Annotated in this window: 15 protein-coding genes and 2 riboswitches; of the genes, 7 read left to right on the forward strand and 8 right to left on the reverse strand. The window is 49.4% G+C overall.

Annotated elements, in window-relative coordinates:
• Positions 1-42: 42 nt before the first annotated feature.
• A riboswitch (purine riboswitch) is annotated at positions 43-143 on the reverse strand.
• A gap of 369 nt (positions 144-512) precedes the next feature.
• From AC0YN4_RS21655 to AC0YN4_RS21665, 3 genes are read left to right on the forward strand one after another with little or no spacing between them, the layout of a single operon-like run.
• Positions 513-1,397, forward strand: a complete 885-nt coding sequence (locus AC0YN4_RS21655) for an ABC transporter ATP-binding protein (protein WP_475836761.1) — start codon at positions 513-515, stop codon at positions 1,395-1,397.
• A 12-nt stretch (positions 1,398-1,409) separates the two neighbouring features.
• Positions 1,410-2,210: an ABC transporter permease subunit gene (locus AC0YN4_RS21660; protein ID WP_475836762.1), complete on the forward strand. Its 801-nt coding sequence runs from the start codon at positions 1,410-1,412 to the stop codon at positions 2,208-2,210.
• Between the two features lie 25 nt (positions 2,211-2,235).
• A complete protein-coding gene (locus AC0YN4_RS21665; RefSeq protein ID WP_475836763.1) occupies positions 2,236-2,895 on the forward strand; it encodes a TetR/AcrR family transcriptional regulator in 660 nt (219 codons plus the stop codon).
• Between the two features lie 65 nt (positions 2,896-2,960).
• Here the strand turns inward: AC0YN4_RS21665 and AC0YN4_RS21670 are convergent, their stop codons facing one another.
• The 5 genes from AC0YN4_RS21670 to AC0YN4_RS21690 form a co-directional block, all read right to left on the reverse strand.
• Positions 2,961-4,355, reverse strand: a complete 1,395-nt coding sequence (locus AC0YN4_RS21670) for an NCS2 family permease (RefSeq protein ID WP_475836764.1) — start codon at positions 4,353-4,355, stop codon at positions 2,961-2,963.
• A 134-nt stretch (positions 4,356-4,489) separates the two neighbouring features.
• A riboswitch (purine riboswitch) is annotated at positions 4,490-4,589 on the reverse strand.
• 142 nt (positions 4,590-4,731) lie between these two features.
• A complete protein-coding gene (locus AC0YN4_RS21675) occupies positions 4,732-4,902 on the reverse strand; it encodes a hypothetical protein (RefSeq protein WP_475782556.1) in 171 nt (56 codons plus the stop codon).
• 37 nt (positions 4,903-4,939) lie between these two features.
• Positions 4,940-5,086 carry a hypothetical protein gene (locus AC0YN4_RS21680; RefSeq protein WP_475782557.1) on the reverse strand — a complete coding sequence of 49 codons (147 nt, stop codon included), beginning with the start codon at positions 5,084-5,086 and terminating at the stop codon, positions 4,940-4,942.
• 112 nt (positions 5,087-5,198) lie between these two features.
• On the reverse strand, positions 5,199-6,194 hold the full coding sequence (locus AC0YN4_RS21685; RefSeq protein WP_475836765.1) for a Gfo/Idh/MocA family protein: 996 nt from the start codon (positions 6,192-6,194) through the stop codon (positions 5,199-5,201).
• Positions 6,191-7,225: an alcohol dehydrogenase catalytic domain-containing protein gene (locus AC0YN4_RS21690; protein WP_475836766.1), complete on the reverse strand. Its 1,035-nt coding sequence runs from the start codon at positions 7,223-7,225 to the stop codon at positions 6,191-6,193. The genes AC0YN4_RS21685 and AC0YN4_RS21690 overlap by 4 nt, the downstream gene beginning before the upstream one ends.
• Before the next feature lie 155 nt (positions 7,226-7,380).
• Between AC0YN4_RS21690 and AC0YN4_RS21695 the strand changes: the two genes are divergently transcribed.
• Positions 7,381-8,286: a helix-turn-helix domain-containing protein gene (locus AC0YN4_RS21695; RefSeq protein WP_475836767.1), complete on the forward strand. Its 906-nt coding sequence runs from the start codon at positions 7,381-7,383 to the stop codon at positions 8,284-8,286.
• 282 nt (positions 8,287-8,568) lie between these two features.
• Here the strand turns inward: AC0YN4_RS21695 and AC0YN4_RS21700 are convergent, their stop codons facing one another.
• Positions 8,569-9,630 carry a peptidylprolyl isomerase gene (locus tag AC0YN4_RS21700; RefSeq protein ID WP_475836768.1) on the reverse strand — a complete coding sequence of 354 codons (1,062 nt, stop codon included), beginning with the start codon at positions 9,628-9,630 and terminating at the stop codon, positions 8,569-8,571.
• Between the two features lie 338 nt (positions 9,631-9,968).
• Between AC0YN4_RS21700 and AC0YN4_RS21705 the strand changes: the two genes are divergently transcribed.
• The gene (locus AC0YN4_RS21705) at positions 9,969-10,751 is read left to right on the forward strand and encodes a hypothetical protein (RefSeq protein WP_475782562.1); all 783 of its coding nucleotides are present in this window, start codon (positions 9,969-9,971) and stop codon (positions 10,749-10,751) included.
• 305 nt (positions 10,752-11,056) lie between these two features.
• Here the strand turns inward: AC0YN4_RS21705 and guaA are convergent, their stop codons facing one another.
• On the reverse strand, positions 11,057-12,595 hold the full coding sequence (guaA, locus tag AC0YN4_RS21710; protein WP_475782563.1) for a glutamine-hydrolyzing GMP synthase: 1,539 nt from the start codon (positions 12,593-12,595) through the stop codon (positions 11,057-11,059).
• A 596-nt stretch (positions 12,596-13,191) separates the two neighbouring features.
• A complete protein-coding gene (locus AC0YN4_RS21715) occupies positions 13,192-14,319 on the reverse strand; it encodes a ParM/StbA family protein (protein WP_475782564.1) in 1,128 nt (375 codons plus the stop codon).
• A gap of 210 nt (positions 14,320-14,529) precedes the next feature.
• Here AC0YN4_RS21715 and AC0YN4_RS21720 point away from each other — a divergent pair, with 210 nt between their 5' ends.
• On the forward strand, positions 14,530-15,534 hold the full coding sequence (locus tag AC0YN4_RS21720; RefSeq protein WP_475782565.1) for a M23 family metallopeptidase: 1,005 nt from the start codon (positions 14,530-14,532) through the stop codon (positions 15,532-15,534).
• Positions 15,506-17,038 carry a bactofilin family protein gene (locus AC0YN4_RS21725; protein ID WP_475836769.1) on the forward strand — a complete coding sequence of 511 codons (1,533 nt, stop codon included), beginning with the start codon at positions 15,506-15,508 and terminating at the stop codon, positions 17,036-17,038. The genes AC0YN4_RS21720 and AC0YN4_RS21725 overlap by 29 nt, the downstream gene beginning before the upstream one ends.
• Positions 17,039-17,106: the final 68 nt, after the last annotated feature.

A 17,106-nucleotide genomic window follows, 5' to 3' on the forward strand; every position in this document is an offset into this window, starting at 1 on the left:
AATAGACAACATCAGGCTGCCCCGTCAAGGCGGCAACCTGGTTCTTCAACTGCATGGGCTCGTAGTCCGAAAATTAAGGTTCTCGGGTAGATACTCTCGGGCCAAATCCCCAAGGATATACGAGTCTTGCACGGCAAGTATATGATTCGTTTTTCGCTATCCCTAGTTTATCAATCCTGACGCAGAATGTCAACGAAAAAACACGAACATTAAATTCAAATAAACTTAATAAAGTTCGTGTTTTACCTAGTTTTTGCAATATTCACTATTTATTTTGAACAATCTGTGATTTTGTTGGTTAATCGGACCATTGCTGACGCAACCTTCCACATCAGCCATCCTACAAAAACCGACAAAATACGCAGGCCAATTAAGTCGATATGATCACTAAATCCCTCCTTGTGAACGCATAAAAATACTCATTGACTCATCAGTCAATCTGGGATTACAATCACATTGACTCATTAGTCAACATTACTTATTAACCCTCTAAACGATAGGAGGCTCCAAGCGTGAAACCAATCGTCGAACTTCGTCAGTTGACGAAAACGTACGGCAAGAGCCGCGGCATATCTGATGTAACCTTTGCGATCGGAGAAGGCGAGGTATTTGGCTTCATCGGACCGAACGGCGCCGGCAAGAGCACTGCGATCCGAACGCTGCTCAATTTCGTCTTCCCTACCTCAGGCAGCGCTTCGATCCTAGGTATGGACATCGTGAAGGATGCTAAGGCCATCCGCCGCCAAGTCGGTTATTTGCCTTCGGAAGTATTTTATTATGACGACATGAAGGTTATGGATTTGCTCAAGTATTCGGCAGCTTTCTACGGGCAAACAGACTCCAAACGTATCGCAGAGCTGGCCGAGCGCCTCGACCTGGATCTCTCCCGCAAGATTGAAGACCTCTCCTTCGGCAACCGCAAGAAGGTAGGTATCGTTCAAGCCCTGCTGCACAGACCGAAGCTGCTCATACTCGATGAGCCAACCGGCGGCCTTGACCCGCTGATGCAGAATACGTTCTTTGAGCTGCTCACGGAAGAGCGCCTAAACGGCACCACCATCTTCTTCTCTTCCCACATTCTGAGCGAGGTACAGAAGATGTGCGACCGGGTCGCCATTATCAAAGAGGGAGCGCTAATTAAAGTGGAATCCGTCGAGCAGCTGCTGAAGAACAACCTGAAGAAAATCACCCTGACAGTAAGGCAGCCCGATGCCATGAGGCTTCCGCAATTAAGCGGTATTTTGAAGCAAGAAACGACCGGTTCCCATGTGAAGCTGCTGTATGGCGGCGATATGAAAGCTCTCATTCAAGGCTTGGCGGAATGCGCCTTCACGGATATTTTGATCGAAGAGCCTTCGCTTGAGGAAGTATTCATTCATTATTACGAGAAAGAATAAGGAGGCCGCACTATGCTTCTCAGAAGAGAATTCAAACGGAATCTTCGGGGATTGATCATCTGGAGTATTATTATAGCCGGTATCATCCTCTTATATTTAAGCATTTACCCGGAATTCGCGAAGCAGCAAGAAGGGCTGGACGATATGATGAGTACCCTTCCTGATGCGATGAAGAAAGCGTTCGGCATGGATCGGCTGAATTTGAGCTCCTTGCTCGGATTTTATGGGATCGAGATTCATTTGATGACGACCTTGCTCGGCAGTATTTTCGCATCCTTATTGGCCTCAAACATTGTAGCGAAGGAGCAGCACGAGAAGACGATCGAGTTCCTGCTCTCAAGGCCGATTACGAGAACACAGATTATCACGCAGAAGCTCGCTGCCGTAGTCATCAACATCGTGCTCTTCAACCTAGTCATTGTGGCTGCCAGCCTGATTGGGTTTCAATTCTCGAAGGACGATAACGACGTCTCGCTGCCTACCTTCTTCCTGCTGGAATCGGCCGTCCTGCTCATGCACCTGACCTTCGCAAGCATCTCGTTCTTGTTCTCGACCCTGCTGAGAAGGACCCGGTCCGTCGTATCCCTGTCGCTCGGACTTGTCTTCATTACGTATTTCTTCAGCATTATCTCAGGCGTCTCTGAGCATTTCGCTTGGTTCAAATATATCAGTCCCTTTAAGTACGCCGAAGCAGCAGCTATTATCACGGACCGTTATTTCGATCCGCTGTACATCACCATTATGGCCGTCGTTATCGTCTGTTGCGCGTTGTCCGCATACTGGTATTATAGTAGAAAAGACATCACCGTTTAGCTGATGAGGAACTGAGGTGTAGGCTGTGTACCCCGCATTCGCGAAGCTTCCTGAAGAGAAACAGGAGCTCATTATGACGATTTGTATCGAGGAGTTTGCCAAGAACGGCTACACGAACACCTCCACGGATACCATAACGGCGAGAGCCGGCATTTCTAAAGGCATTCTATTTCATTATTTCAAAAGCAAAAAGAACCTCTATCTCGCAGTAGTCCAGCATGCGATGGATATGTTGGTGGAGAAGACGGTAAGCGCGGTTGAAGCGATCGGCGCGACCGATTTCTTCGAGCATATCAAGGAGATCGTGCTGGCGAAGCAGCGCGTGACCTTGCATTATTTGCACGAGACCGAGCTCGTACAGCGTGTCATCAGCCATCCGCCGAAGGCTGTAGAGGCCGAGATTGAGAAGCTGATCGAAGCGTATCAGAAGACGTTCACGACCCCGGCCATGCTAAGGTCGATTTATAAAGCAGAACTTCTGGACGCCGCTCCACTGCGGGATGGGCTGGACGCCGATGCGGTTTTCAACCATGTCACCTTCGTCTTGAATGCCCTGTCGAACAAATATCTGCAGCTTCACAAGACCCATACGCTCGCTCCCACCATCATTGAGAAGAAGTTAATTCAAGAAATCGATACGTTTATCGATATGATCAAATACGGGGTTTATAAGCAGCCCACTTAGACGACGCACGCACAAAAAAGAGGACGACGCAGATTCTGCGCCGTCCTCTTTTTCAAGTCATTCTATTAGCCTTGGCTTCCGATAAACGCGTAACGTGCGACGATAAGAATCGCAAGCACCCACATGAGCCAGTGCACTTTATAGCCGCCTTTTTTGCCGGCAAGATTAGCTGTTGTTGCAAGTACGACATACGAAACGATACCGAAGGAAATACCGTTAGCGATGTTGTACGTGAAAGGCATAAGCGCAATCGTCAGGAACGATGGGATCGCGTAAACCATGTCTTGGAAGTCGATTTCTTTGATGGATTGAACCATCAGGACGCCTACGATGATCAGTGCCGCTGCTGTTGCAGAGCCCGGAATTAACGAGATGAGCGGCCACAGGAACAATGCTGCCAAGAAGGCAACACCTGTAGTTACGGCTGTAAGGCCTGTACGTCCGCCTTGCGCGATACCCGCGGAGCTTTCAACGAAAGCCGTTACCGTACTCGTACCCAGCATCGCGCCGCCGCTTACGCCGACTGCATCGACAAGCATCGCTTTACCGACAAGCTTCTTGCCCTTCTCAGGGTCTTTCATGTAGCCTGCACGGTTCGCTGTACCTACAAGCGTTCCGAATGTATCGAACAATTCAACGAACGTAAATGTAGCGATGATGGAGATCAAGCCGGTGTCCATAACACCTTTAAAGTCGAAGTCCCAGAAGTTTCCTTTGCTGAAATCAGGGCTCCACGATTGACCTTTCAGGCCTTCCGATACGTTCACGTCACCAGTTAGAATCGCGATGAGCGTCACGCCAAGAATTCCGAACAGAATCGCACCCGGTACACGGAGCACCATCAGAACCGCAATCAGCAATACGCCGATCAGCGTCAGGTACACGCTGGAGCTCTCTAGGCTGCCCATGTGGAACACGGACTCAAAACCCAGTACATCTGTGAATACGCCTTTCGGAATATCCGTAACGGTATTCTCTACACCAACCGTCATGATACCGCTGTTCTTCAAACCGATGATCGTGATGAAGAGTCCAATACCTACTGTAATGGAATGCTTCAAGCTGTCAGGAATAGCTACGATTAGCAATTGACGAACTTGTGTAATAGTCAAGATGAAGAACACGATACCGGAAATAAATACAGCTGTCAGTGCCATCGAAGGCGAGATCGGTGTGTCTGTTGCTTTGGAAGCAAGCACCGTTGCCGCGAAGTATGCATTAAGACCCATACCTGGCGCGAGCGCAACCGGGAAGTTCGCGAACAACCCCATCGCAATCGTGAAGATACCGCCGGCTAATGCCGTTGCCAAAAATACCGAATACCCATCAAGTCCTGCAGTTCCGAGAATACCCGGATTGACGGCCAAAATGTAAGCCATCGTCATGAAAGTCGTAAGGCCCGCCATAATCTCTGTCCTTACATTTGTTCCGTGTTCCTTCAAACGAAAGAAACTACCCATTTTTCAAAAACCCTCCCCAAAAAATGTTTCAGAACAAACAAGAACCCAGAAAAAAATTGCCGATAGCGTCGGCATTTCTCCCTAGGTTCCACGCAAAACAAGACAAGAAGGCGCGATATGACCCATCAGCGCCTTACTTCTGTCTTGCTTCTCGTAGACAGGTCATTACGGTGACCTCGTAGAGACTCTCAAGCCGATTCTTGAGATTATACGAAAAGATATGCTGTTTCTGTTTGTATTGATCTGAGAACATAATAGCGAGGAACTCCTGAGCCTGTCAATGGGAAACGTTTGCAAATTAGGTAATTGTCCTTATAAAGTGGCTAAGCACCCCCTATTGCGCTTTGCCCTATGCTTCTGCTCGTCCACCACGATACTAGCCAAAGCGTTTCATTAACTGCTTAATTGCTGCTGACATCTTCTGTTGGCTTCGTTTCTCCGAATCGGCTTTTTCAAGTGCAAGCAGCCCTATGCCATAGCCAAGGATGGCAAGCGTAGAGGATATTTTCGCAAGATCATCGGCTGTAATCTGCTTTTGTTCCGGCATTTGCGCAACGCTCCTTCTTCATGATGCGTGAGGATGCTTATAATTCCTCTTTCTCTGTTCTGGCTTTCAGCACGGCAAGCAACCCAAACAAGTCCCCGACAACCAGAATGATCGCCGCCCATAAAGCAAGGTCATCCGCAGATAACTCATTCAACTCCTTATTGCTTCTTGTTGCTTTCGCCATTTGGATTACCCCTTGTTTCGTTAGCTGATAGTAGCCTATGCGCTAAGGTCATTAGCCGCGTAGGCTACTGCCTTGGGGGCCAAAATTTAATACGGCGACTATACCCATTCGGTCAACGAGCTGCATCCACCTTAACTCGTCTGCCACTTTCAAACGACCGAATGGCCGCATCCGCAATAGCCAAAGCACGATACCCGGCTGTTGCATGAATGGGAGGCTGCTGCCCGGCCATGAATGCTGCCAGCATGGCATCGACATGTTTATCCATCGTAAGATGGAACTGGCGATCGACATCGTTGAAGTATCCCGCCTCCCAGGTTTCACCCAGCTCGCTCCCTGAAGGATGGAACGTATACTTCTTGACCGTATCGTGAATCACGATCCGTCCCTTCGTACCGTCCAGCTCCATTCGATGTGTATCCGGATACGCGTAGGAGGAATCATAAGTCCCGATGAGGGTGCCCACCGCACCGCTGCTGAATTTCAATGCAAGTGCAAGGGTTCTGAAGCCTCCCCCCGTCAAGTCGGACAGCTCTGCTGACACTGCTTCGATTGGGCCACACAGATGCTCCAGCATGTCGAAACCGTGGCATTGCGTCTCAATGAGATTGGCATGCGGATGAGTGCTCGAACCGTCTCCACCGAACCGCCAGGATGCGAAAGTCAATTGCCCCAGCCGCCCTGCGTCGATCGCTTCACGTGCCAGTTGGACAGGCTTCGCATACCGATGATTGAAGTTGATCGCAAAGAACAACCCCCGCTTGTCTGCTTCGTTCAACAGAATATCCGCTTCTCGCAAGGAGAACACCAAGGGCTTCTCCACGAATAACGGCACACCCGCCTGAATGATTTGAAGCGTCGTTTCGAAATGCCCCTGATTCGGCAGGCATAGGCTGACCAAATCAGGCTGTTCCTTCTCCAGCATAACGGCAAGATCCGTATAAGCCGTCGTGTGAAACTCCTCGGCACGCTCCCTTGCTTTCTCCGGATTTCGCCCAACCAACGCGCAGAATTGAACATGCTCATGGGCATCGAAAATTCTGGCATGCTGCTTTCCCCAACCGCCTGTGCCGACTAATGCTACTTTGACTTTCTTCGTCTCGCTCATTGTTCGACGATCACCTTTCCGGTATTCCCTTGGAAAAACAGCTCATACGCTTCTTGAAGTTTACTCTGCGGGAATCGATGCGTAATGATTTGCTGGAGATAAGGCAGGTTCGCTAAGAGCCGTTCATGATTGTCCACCAAATCCTGATAGCGGAAATATTCGCTGCCAAGCACCGTCCGCTCCGTCGCGATCAGATCGCCGGAAACCTGCAAGCTCAGTCCTTCGCCGTGTCCCACACATACGAGTGCACCGGGTTTGTTTAGAACGGAAAGTATAGATTGGCGCGCCGCCGTTCTGCCACTTGTATCTACGGCCAGATCGACGCCCTCGAACTGCATCGCGTCCAGCCGCTCACGAACACTCTCACGGCCAAGGTACACAGGAATCGCCCCCATCCGCTCCGCCAATTGAAGACGGTATTCGTTGAAATCCATGATGAATACAGGCGTTTCCTCGCCGAGAAGCAGTTTCGTCATTGCCAGAACGCCAAGTCCGATTGGGCCGGCGCCTGCAATAACCGCAGATCCGATGTGCGGCAGCACTTGAAGGCCGCGCTGGACGGCATGTCCCCCGGTCCCCATAATATCCAGCAGCATCGTTGCTTCCGCCATCGGAATAGAAGCGTCTATTTCAAAAAAGACATTTTCGTTCACCAGCATATAAGGCGCATAGCCGCCATCATGCGAGAAACCGTAATCCGCACGTTTATTGAGGCATAGATTCGTGAAGCCCGACTTGCAATTCCGGCATACTCTGCAGAAATCCATGAGGAAAACAACGCCATGCGCACCTTCGCGTGTGACTGTATCAGCTCCCGCAGCAACAACGACACCTACAGCTTCATGGCCCGGCACGACGCTTGTTCCATGTTCGAATTGTCCCCGATCCGAACCGCACAAGGCGTTCGCTTTGACCTTCAGAAGTAACTGGCCGGGACCTGGCACCGGGATCTCTTTTTCCCCATATTCGATTCGCCCTCCCCCTGCAAAAACCGGGACCGTCATCAACCCAATTGCGCTAGTGTTTTCCATTGTCAAATCTCCTCCTCTATGCCGCCAAAAGTTATTGTGAATATACTTGAATATACGAATAATGATATAATATTGAACGTAATTTTCCTTACACGAATCCATGATCTTCTTGTCAAAAACACTTATTCCTCTAAGCAAATGAAAGGGCGTTCGGGATGGAATTGAAGGACATTATGAAGGACAATATGATGAATTGTCACGTTTCTCCACATGTTCGGCTGTGCTATACCTTCGAGCGTTCTGATTTCTTTCAAGGACCGAGGCGGCTGCTGGACTATTTGTTTCTGTATTTGGACAAGGGGCGCTACGTGCTGACAATTGAGGGGAAGGAGTATGAGCTGCTGGAGGGGGAATTTGCGCTAATCCAACCCGGATTGCTGTTTACAACGCGCGGTTACGGCGATTGCGTCGTCCCGAACGCTCATCTGGATTTCTTCTATAACCCGCTGCGCGAACAGAGCTTCGTCACCACGCCGGGGATGACGACGCTGACCAAATACGCCGAGCTGCTGCAGCCGCGGCTTGATGAATTGGGACTGGCCCAGCTCCCGCCGATTATCGTTCCTGAGAACGCGAAGAAGCTGAAACAAACCCTCATGCAAATGATCGAGTATTTCAAAAATCACGACGTGGTCAGCATGATAAAGGTGCAGCAATTGGCGATGGAACTGCTGATACAGCTCATTGGCAGCAGCGACCGCCAAAGCCCGACTACTGATTACTACGAGCACCGTTTCAGAGCGCGCATGGAAGCTTATTTATCCTCCAATCTGTCAGCACCGCTAAGCATCGCTGACATGGCGCAGCATATCGGTTACTCCGAATCCCATTTCTGCCTCATATTCAAACAAGTCTTCGGCGAGCCGCCGCACAGTTACCTCGTAGGGATGCGAGTCGGCAAAGCACAAGAGCTGCTGCGCTCCACCGATCTGCATCTCGAGGTAATCGCCGACTATTGCGGCTTCGCCAATGCTTCGCATTTCTCCAAAGCGTTCAAACAGATTACCGCGCTAACGCCGAGCGGGTATCGGCAGAGCTCGGAAGAGCACGATGGGGAATGATTCGTACATAACATAAAAAGCCTCAATCCCCGCATTGGGCGGAAATTGAGGCTTTTTGAACACGTGACAAACTGGCTATTCCCCATTCACACAGAGCTCTTGTCTTAGAAGAATGTTAAGCTTCTCCGGGGGATTGCAATGCGGGTGATTCATGAAAATCTCATGGATTTTTCCTTTGACATGATCCCCTTCTTCAGCGACTCCGTCCACTAATGCGCGTACCGAAGATTCGATTTGATCGTAGCTTCCCGTATGTAATAACTGCGGAGGTTATGTTCTTGATTACTTTCCTTTAAGCGTATTCGTAATTTTCGCCTTAGACTTCAGCTCTGCCAGCATTGATGGGGAAAGTTCTTGAACCTTCTGACTGATGAGCTGTTCTTTAATTTCAGCTTGTTTCTCTGCAAGTGTCGCTGTCTTCGCCGCCTTATGGTCGCTTACTTTGATGATGTGATAACCATACTCCGACTTGATCGGCTCGCTAAGCTCGCCAACTTTAAGCGAGAACGCTGCATTTTCAAACTCTGGGACCATGTCGCCCTTGCTGAAGTAGCCAAGATCACCGCCAGCGGCACCACTGCCTATGTCAGTTGATTTCTCTTTCGCCAGCTTTGCAAAATCCGCTCCTGCCTTCAACTGCTTCAGGATTTCATCAGCTTCTGCTTTCGTCGCGACCAGGATATGCGATGCTTTCACCTGCTCCGGCTCATCGAAATTAGCTTTATTTGCTTCGAAAAATTGTTTTACATCTGCATCAGTCACTTTCACACGCGGCTCTATGATCTTCCGAATACGAAGCTGCATCGGTGTTTGCTTCCTCAAATCTTCGAGCGTCATGCCCGCTTGCTGCAGGGCAGTTTCAAACTCCGCTTCAGACGGGAAGCGCTTCTTGATTTTCTCAATTTCCGCATCCACATCTTTGTCGCTGATTACGATCCCTTTTTTATTCGCCTCTTGCTTAATAAGCTCATCTTGAATGAGGTTGTCCAACGTTTGTGCTCCGCCAACTGCAGCCATCTCCGTGTACAGCTGGTTCCTGGTAATCGATGTGCCGTTAACGGAACCAACCGCTTGATTACCCGCATCGCCTAATGGAGACTTTTCGGGCTTGCTCGCAATAATGACTGAATTCGAAGCGGCATTGTAGTTGACAGTTGCACCGAGCATCTCAGCGGCGGAGCGAATAGGAACGTAAGTAACCCCCTTAATGGATACCGGTTCTACCGTCGATTTCTTACCATTTACAACTAAGCTAATCTTCGTTGCTGCGTACGCTCCCGCACCTGCCGCGAGCGTCATGCCCACTACGATCAGTGCTGTTATTCCCACTTTACTTTTAATCACAAAATAAACCTCCCGCTGGAATCATTTATGATGATTGCTAATGAATTTCATACTAGGATTCTATCTCATTACTTTGGATACATAAACCATTTTGATCCAATCTTTAAATTGGTCATAAAAAAACTCCCTTCTATTGCGAATTAACGCAGATAGAAAGGAGTTTTTGATCGGAAATGTGCCTATTTTATTGTGGCGCAAAGTTCGACAACCTTTTCAATATACAATTCGTATCATTATAATATACCGTTTGTATCATTCCAGTGAACAATTACAAGTCGCTTACTATTCTGTTTATTAAACGAATACCGCGCAGAGGCGCAAAAGGAGATCAAAGTTCCATGAGATTAACGAACAAAAAGCAAAGAAACAAGAAAGTAGTAATCGCAGTAGCAACTGGGGCAATTGCACTTACTATGATTGCAGGTAGCGCATATGCAGCAACAGTAGGATTAACATTCACTGGAAGTGCAACGCTTGCTACCATCACCAACCAGTTAACCGGTCTTGGCAACAAGGTAAATACTTACGAAGCAAATGAGTCCAAGTTGCTTGCTAAGATCAACGATGTAAAGGCAAACGCAAACTCACGCATTGCGGCTGCAAACGAAATTATTCAACATCTTAAAACTGAATTGGCGGCTTCGCAGTCTGACAGAGCTCAACTTGCTGGACAAGTCAGCCAGCTTCAGGCTCAAGTTATCGATCTTCAAAAACAACTCGATAAATTAGATCTAGAAAACCAACAACTCAGAGTGAATCAACGTGGGTATAGTCGTTTAGTTGAGCAGTTGCAGAGTCAGATTGGACAATTAGGTAACACGATTATGAATCTTAATGAACAAATCGGATGGCTTAATGATGAAAAAGCAGAACTGCAAGCAAAGAATGCTGAACAGGCGACTGAGATTGAGCGATTGAAGACAGAGCTTAACAACGCCAGCCCAAATGAACAGGCGACTGAGATTGAGCGATTGAACACAGAGCTAAACAACGCCAACCAAGCTGTACAAGATGCTGGCAATGCATCTGATGCAGTTGGCGCTCAAACCAATGGCGACAATCCACTGTCAGCTGACGAAATCAACAGCATTGACACAACGCTTGTTGATGTTACAAATTAATTAATCCAATAGAGTAGACCTCCAAAAAGGGGGTTCCTGACAAACAAATCTAAAAAGATGGGATGAGGGATGGGGTTGTTTCCATCTCTCTTTTTGTGTATGCCTGTTTTATGCTGAAAAGGGGTTCAAGTGATATTGCGGTCATAAAAAATACTCCCTTCAATTTGCTAAATAACGCAAATAAAAGAGAGTAATTGTATGCACTCTATTGTAGCAGGTGTACGTGGAATCTCAATGCCGTCAATGCCGTAAACCCTTATGTAGCAAGGCTTCCGAGCAATTGAAGGCAGCAATAATTATCCAACCTATTCCCACTCAATTGTAGCAGGCGGTTTCGACGTTACATCGTAAACGATACGGTTAACGTTATCCACTTCGTTAACGATACGTACCGAGATTTTCTCGAGAACGTCCCATGGAATACGCGCCCAGTCTGCAGTCATTCCGTCGATGGAAGTAACGGCGCGGATGCCGACCGTGTACGAATACGTACGCGCATCGCCCATTACGCCAACGCTCTTCATGTTCGGCAATGCCGTGAAATACTGCCAAATTTCGCGGTCAAGACCTGCTTTGGCAATCTCATCACGCAGAATCGCATCGGAATCGCGAACGATCTTCAGCTTTTCTTCGGTTACTTCGCCAAGCACGCGGATGGCAAGACCCGGGCCTGGGAACGGTTGACGCCATACGATCGCTTCAGGCAGACCGCATTCTTCGCCGACTTTACGAACCTCATCCTTGAACAACGTCTTAAGCGGTTCAACGAGCTTGAATTTAATATCTTCCGGCAAGCCGCCGACATTGTGATGCGACTTGATGGTTTGTGCAGTAGCCGTACCGCTCTCCACGATATCGGTGTAAAGCGTGCCCTGGGCCAAGAATTCGAAATCGTCGAATTTCGCGGATTCCTCTTGGAACACGTAGATGAACTCGTTGCCGATGATTTTGCGCTTCTGCTCGGGATCGTCGACGCCTTTCAGCTTGCCCATGAAGCGCTCTTTGGCATCGATTTTGACAACCTTCATATCGAACTTGCCTACGAACGTTTCCATAACGCCTTCTGCTTCGTCTTTACGCAGCAAGCCGTGATCGATAAACATACAAGTCAGCTGGTCGCCGATTGCTTTGTGCAGCAAAATCGCTACAACAGAGGAATCTACGCCGCCGGACAGAGCGCACAGCACTTTGCCATTGCCCACTTGTGCACGGATATCGCGGATCGTGTCATCAATAAACGTAGTCATGCTCCAGTTGCCTTCGCAGCCGCACACGTTATAGAGGAAGTTGCGAATCATTTCGTTCCCTTGTACGGAGTGACGTACTTCCGGATGGAATTGAACCGCGAATACTTTGCGATCCGGATTACTCATCGCCGCGATCGGCGCATGGTCCGTGCTCGCATCAACGCGGAAGCCTGCAGGCAATTCCACAACATGGTCGCCGTGGCTCATCCATACGGTTTGTTTGCTGTCGAGATCCTTCACAAGCTCGCTGCCCGCGATGAACTCTACGTCAGCTTTGCCGTATTCGCGTTTGCCTGCACGCTCAACTTTACCGTCAAGTTGGTGCGCAATCAGCTGCATGCCGTAGCAAATACCGAAGATTGGCAATCCCAGATCATAAATCGCAGGGTCTACAAGCGGAGATTTCTCTTCATACACACTTGCGGGTCCTCCCGAGAACACGATGCCTTTCGGCTGCAGCTCGCGGATCCGTTCCACCGAAGTATTGTATGGCAGCATTTCGCTGTATACACCCAAATCCCGAATACGTCTTGCAATTAACTGGTTGTACTGTCCGCCGAAATCGAGGACGACGATCATTTCATTTGGCTTGTCCACTTTTTTAAAGCCTCCCTCAAATCATTGTGTCAATTATATATAGGCGGTAAGTGACAGTCAAGGCGAATGGAGGCAATACGATAAGGATGTGGAGAACAGCTGGCCGTCCGGCAGGTGGAACTTGAGATGAATGAGTGAAAGCGTCTTTGGCGACGGGATCTGAGTGCAATTTATGGGGAGTTGATGCTCCCATGGGAGGCGGTAGATACAATCCCCCTGCCAGGGCAAAGGGGCGATGTTCTAACGGTTGCCACGACGCTTATTTGGTGTTATTTGGCTTTGAATTTAGGCTAACGGTTGTCAGAGGGCTTATCTACCCTTTTACGGCCCAAAACCACACCTAAATCGCAAAATACCCTCCCTGGCAACCGTTACAATTATCGGATGCCGATAATTGGGCGATTAGGCGCTCTGGCAACCGTTAGACATCGGGGAGCGACTTTGAGGGAGGTCATAAGATCTCTGGGAGAGCTGCTTTCTGCGAATTCCCGCGTTTTCGGCGGATGTAGACCTCTGGGTGAGCTACATCCGCCCCAGCCAACTAAAAAAGTCGAACCGCCTTCTACAGGCAGCCCGACTCTCTTCATACGATCGTTCTATTCTTGCTCGCTTGTGGCTGCAACTGCTGTTGTGGCCGCGATGGATTGGTTCGTTTTGTTCTTGGCCAGCTTCAGGTAGCCGTAGACGTTCTGGAATTCGCTGTCGTTCACGAAACGAATTCGAACGGAGCCAGCCGCCTCGTTGATGTACTCGCGGAGTGCGGAAGCTCCGCCGCCCAGCATATAGAAGCACTGGATGTCAGGGTTCTTCTTCCAACGCTTCAGAATCAGATCAAGTACTTTATTCGCAGCACGGCTAAAGTAGTTGTCCACGATCGGACGAATATCCGCCTGACCTTCACCAATCCGATGGATGATGTAGTCACGGTTCTTGATGCGTTGAATCAGCTTCGTGCGGCTCGGGAAGCGGTGACCGAACTGATCTTCGACGTCACGAATGATATTGTCCAAATAAGTCGCAAGGCCGAATTGCTCGCCTGTGCTGAACTGGTTATCGATACTCATTCGTTTAATGACCGGGAAATCCGTCGTGAGCGCACCCATTTCACAAATACCGATGCAGCCGTAGTACAGCTCTTCGTTCTTCACTGTCAGGTTGTCGTGTGTGGCCATGTGGAACAGCGCTGCTGCGCCTTCAATGGAAACAACCGCACGTTTGATAATGACGCGAATCGAGCGGCCGCGCAGCTTCGGCGTGGAAAGGAAGGTAACCTCATGCTCGCCTACCAGGCGTTCCTCGAACGTTTTGTGAAAACCTGCATAGGTACGTACCGGCAAACCCGTTCCCACGATATACTCTACCGCTTGCGTCGTTTGTCCCTCTACCGGCTCATAGGTTTGACTGGTCAGCCCAGCATAAGCAAGTGCCGTCAGCGCCACGATCAACGCTTGATCGCTGGTCGCTTTGTTATCGGTCTCTTCGAGCTCCGAAATATCTTGATCTTCCATCGCCAGCAAGCCTACGAAGTAGCGTTGGTTGTTTTTCTTTAATTTAGGACTGTATACACGTACGTCTAGTGCTTTAAGCGGTGAATCCTCATCTTGAAAAATATGACGCTCATAGCCCGGGGAGAGAATACTTGGGACTACAATCGGCTCCGATGCACCATCAATCACCAGCTTCACACTATCGTTTCCTACGTCAATACCTGCAATTTTGATCACAAGAGTGCCTCCGTTCGTTGTCATAGCCTAATTCCGCTGTTAAGGAGTTTCAATTCGCTATATGGCGACAAAATCCTTTTTTGTTATTCTTTTTTCGCTACGTCTAAGTTTTCTGGTTCAATCTGCCGAAATAGTTCGGTATGTATGTTTTTTGCCATGACTATGGACACATAGAAACGTAAGCTCAAACACAAAACGTAGGAGGTAAGCATGAAACTTTTCCCACGCAACACCCATTTCACCTTTCTTGTCTTACCAGACGGCAGCAAGCCAGCGCTGCGGTTTCGGGTTTCTGCCGCCCTATTACTGGTGATTCCGATCCTTATCTCCTTGTTGATCGTAATAGCATCAACGTTATACCTGCTTCATGAACGCAACAACCGTCAGCTGGAACGGCTTCATCTTCAGATCGCTTCGGACTCCGAGGCCCATCAAGTTCAGCTGGCAGACAAAGAGGCGCTTATTACTAAGCTGCAAACCGATCTGGTTCAACTGGCCCAGCAGGCCGATGCCGTAGATGCCCGAATGGAAGAACTGAACAAGCTGGAATCCGATATGAAATCGCTCGTCGGACTCTCTACTTCCAAGTCGGCTAAGGAAACGGACGGAGACGGCGTTGGAGGCGAGCAGTTGGACGCAACCGATGCGGATATCCGGGAGCTCGTAGATCAGACCAAATCGTTCTATACTTCTATCGGCGGCGAAATCAATGAATTGAAGAACAGACTGACCTCTACCTCTAAAGAGGTGCAAAAAAAGAAGCAAGTCCTTCGACTAACGCCTACTTATTGGCCAACGGAATCGGAGCGCATTACCTCTTTGTTCGGGGTCCGAATTGATCCTTTCACGAACCACCCCGGGGTACATAAAGGCATGGACATTGCCGGCAAAACAGGCGATTCCGTCTTCGCGGCGGCAGATGGCTACGTACAAGAAACCGGATATATGTCTGAACGCGGGAATTACATTGTCGTCTCTCACAAGAACGGCATTGCTACTAAATATATGCATTTGTACAAGGTACTGACGCAAAAAGGGGACCGCATCGAGCAAGGCGATCTTATTGGTTTGCTCGGTTCAACAGGCCGCAGCACAGGTCCTCATCTTCATTTTGAAGTGATGAAGTATGGGGTGTCTGTCGATCCAAAACCATATTTAAAAATGGGGATAAAGGGGATACCAACTGATGTTCAATTGGAAAAGAGACAAGATTAGCGCCAAGCTGACCGATACGTTCATCGGGGAAGGTACGATTGTTGAAGGCACGATCCGCTCTGCGGGCGGAGTCCGTTTGGAAGGTCAGCTGCGCGGAGATATTTCCTGTGACGGCGATGTCGTCGTCGGAGAAAGCGGTTTTGCCGTATCGAATATCACGGCTCGCAATGTCACTCTTGCCGGACAAGTCACCGGTAATGTGCATATTTTAGGGAAATTGACCATCACCTCCACAGGTAAGTTATATGGCGACATGACTGCAGCTACGTTGATGATTGAAGACGGTGGTCTTTTCCAGGGGAAAAGTACAATGGACCAGGACGAACCTGCAGTCAACCCTGCTGATCGCAGAACCGGAATTGAACGACGAAGCGGAAACAGCGGCAGCTACACGGGTGTAGAGCGCCGCAGTGGATATGACCGCAGAGATATGGTGGTTGGTGAAGACGGTGCTGTTGTATGGGCCGCTCCGAAGAAGATCAGTTACCGTGCAATTGAGAAACCAAGTGAAACCGATGAGACGACAGTCGGTAACGAAGGCAGCGAAGCTGAAGGTAAAGCAGGAGATCCGCTCCGGGAAAGCGGAAAAGCTTTTATCAGTAGTATCAGCGGAGGCGGCAAGCCGATTAGTGCAGCCGCTGGCGCTGCGTCGTCGGCAGATCTGGCGGGTAGAGGCGAAGATCAGACTGAGCGAGCTGCTAGTAGAGGCAATGACAGAGCGGAACGAGTTGCGAGTATTGGCAATGATCAAGCGGAACGAGTTGCGAGTATAGGCAATGACCGAGCTGAACGAGATGCTAGTAAAGACAAAGAAGCGTTTAATCAAGTCGTGATTCGGATCAACAAAGGCATCAATGAGGCGGAGCGTGCTGCTTTGAGCGGCGTGATTTGGTCGGAAGCCGACGTCAGTGACAGTAACGTTGCCGCTGAAACCGCTGCCGGATCGGAATTCGTCAGTGAGCACTCCGAGCTGATGGACGAGGACATGGTGAGTGCGGTGGATCTGGTGCTGGATACCGGCAGCTTCGAGAGTGATAGTGTCGATGTAGGGAGTTCATGGGACGATGAGGCTAGTTCGGGGAGCTTAGGGGATGATGAGGCTCGTGCGGGGAGCTTCGGGGATGATACAGCAAGTTCGGAGAGCTTCGAGGTGAGCGAGATTCGTGTGGAGGATAGCGTTTATGCGAGCGTGGAACAACAAGACGGGGTCGGCACTGAGGCCGGCGTTGATGATGTAGTCGCTCAAGCGGAAGCGGTGGTTGAATCTTCAGAAGTTGAAGAAGTTAGCGTAGTTCAGCCTACTGTCGACTCTCCGGAAGAGATCGTTATAAGCGGGCCGGAATCTTTGAACCCTGCTGAGAACGTGTATAGCTACGGTTTCGAGGAGCTTGCCAATGGCAACGCTTCGACTAACGAGCCAGCGCAATCGGAGAAAGAGACATTTCAAAACCAATCCAACGCTCGCAGTGCTGCGGAAGCCGCGGCTCTGCTTAAGAACTGGTAAGCAGCGAATAGATGCATCTTGTGCAGTTTGGTGCGATGTACCAGGATGTACAAGGGATATGCGCTAGA

This window comes from Paenibacillus sp. J22R3, from assembly GCF_056269305.1.

Excerpts from the sequence above, each read along its gene's own strand:
- AC0YN4_RS21690 (WP_475836766.1), bottom strand. The coding sequence starts at position 7,225 with ATGGAAAACACTAGCGCAATTGGGTTGATGACGGTCCCGGTTTTTGCA.
- AC0YN4_RS21660 (WP_475836762.1), top strand. The coding sequence starts at position 1,410 with ATGCTTCTCAGAAGAGAATTCAAACGGAATCTTCGGGGATTGATCATC.
- AC0YN4_RS21725 (WP_475836769.1), top strand. The coding sequence starts at position 15,506 with ATGTTCAATTGGAAAAGAGACAAGATTAGCGCCAAGCTGACCGATACG.
- AC0YN4_RS21685 (WP_475836765.1), bottom strand. The coding sequence starts at position 6,194 with ATGAGCGAGACGAAGAAAGTCAAAGTAGCATTAGTCGGCACAGGCGGT.
- AC0YN4_RS21705 (WP_475782562.1), top strand. The coding sequence starts at position 9,969 with ATGAGATTAACGAACAAAAAGCAAAGAAACAAGAAAGTAGTAATCGCA.
- AC0YN4_RS21670 (WP_475836764.1), bottom strand. The coding sequence starts at position 4,355 with ATGGGTAGTTTCTTTCGTTTGAAGGAACACGGAACAAATGTAAGGACA.
- AC0YN4_RS21675 (WP_475782556.1), bottom strand. The coding sequence starts at position 4,902 with ATGCCGGAACAAAAGCAGATTACAGCCGATGATCTTGCGAAAATATCC.
- AC0YN4_RS21695 (WP_475836767.1), top strand. The coding sequence starts at position 7,381 with ATGGAATTGAAGGACATTATGAAGGACAATATGATGAATTGTCACGTT.
- AC0YN4_RS21680 (WP_475782557.1), bottom strand. The coding sequence starts at position 5,086 with ATGGCGAAAGCAACAAGAAGCAATAAGGAGTTGAATGAGTTATCTGCG.
- AC0YN4_RS21720 (WP_475782565.1), top strand. The coding sequence starts at position 14,530 with ATGAAACTTTTCCCACGCAACACCCATTTCACCTTTCTTGTCTTACCA.